Here is a 1039-nt window from a genome sequence, read left to right on the forward strand (position 1 = left end):
ATATAGTCCTTACAGTTGAATTGTGTGGCATTTTATCTCTGTGAACTGGAAAAAGACAGCGGGCTTAGGCCAGATGGTTCAAGGGAACAGAAGTTCGATCGATAATCTTTCTTAGTACAAAGCTGGAATGAACACCGGTAACGCCGGGTATGCGTGTTAGTTTGCCTAAGAGGAAAGCTTGATAGGCATCCATGTCACTCACCAATACTTCAATCATATAGTCCGCAGCTTGCCCGGTGATTAGCATGCATGAGAGTACCTCCGGGCAATCGCTCAATGTTTCCTCAAAGGTATCAAAGCGGTCGTTAGTATGTCTATCCATACTGATTTGTACTAGAGCTGTGAGCTTTAGCCCCAACTTTTCTCTATCTAATAAAGTGACGGTTTTAGATATGAGGCCGCTTTCCTCTAGTTGTTTGACTCTTCGTGAGCAGGGAGAGGGTGATAGGCCGACTTTTTCAGCTAATTCAAGATTGCTGATCCTTCCATCTTTCTGTAGAGCGTCAAGTATGCGCCGGTCAGTTCTATCAATCTTGATCATAGGATTAGATATATATGCTAATAAAGGTTGCTTAAAAGGTTATTTATTGCTTAAGTCTGGTTCAAATAAGAAATAAAAGCAATCTATAACTACATATTGACGCATATAATATCCCTATTGTTGAGCAGTACTCATCTCTCTAGAAATGTAAGGTATAGGAGCATCGCGATGTCATTTGACCACCGTAAATATCAGGCTTTTCCTCGTATAGAGTTGCCCTCGCGCCAGTGGCCTAATCAGCATATTGAGCGTGCGCCGATTTGGTCAAGTGTCGATCTTCGGGATGGAAACCAAGCCTTGATAGAACCCATGTCAGTTGAGCAGAAAAAACGCTTGTTCAAGTTGCTGGTCAAGGTAGGGTTTAAGGAAATTGAAGTCGGCTTTCCAGCGGCATCGCAGCCTGATTTTGACTTTGTTCGTTGGGTGATTGAAGAGCAACAGGTCCCGGATGATGTAACTTTGCAGGTTTTGACCCAGGCACGGCCCGAGTTAATCGAG

Annotated in this window: 1 protein-coding gene and 1 pseudogene; one reads left to right on the forward strand and one right to left on the reverse strand. The window is 43.6% G+C overall.

From position 1 onward, the window contains the following. Positions 1-64 precede the first annotated feature (64 nt). Positions 65-541, reverse strand: coding sequence for an Lrp/AsnC family transcriptional regulator (locus A3735_RS07935; RefSeq protein ID WP_068512117.1), 477 nt, complete (start codon positions 539-541; stop codon positions 65-67). Between the two features lie 168 nt (positions 542-709). Between A3735_RS07935 and A3735_RS07940 the strand changes: the two are divergent. Further along, positions 710-1039: pseudogene (locus tag A3735_RS07940) on the forward strand (2-isopropylmalate synthase); the annotation flags it as partial.

It is taken from the genome of Oleiphilus sp. HI0061, assembly GCF_001635675.1.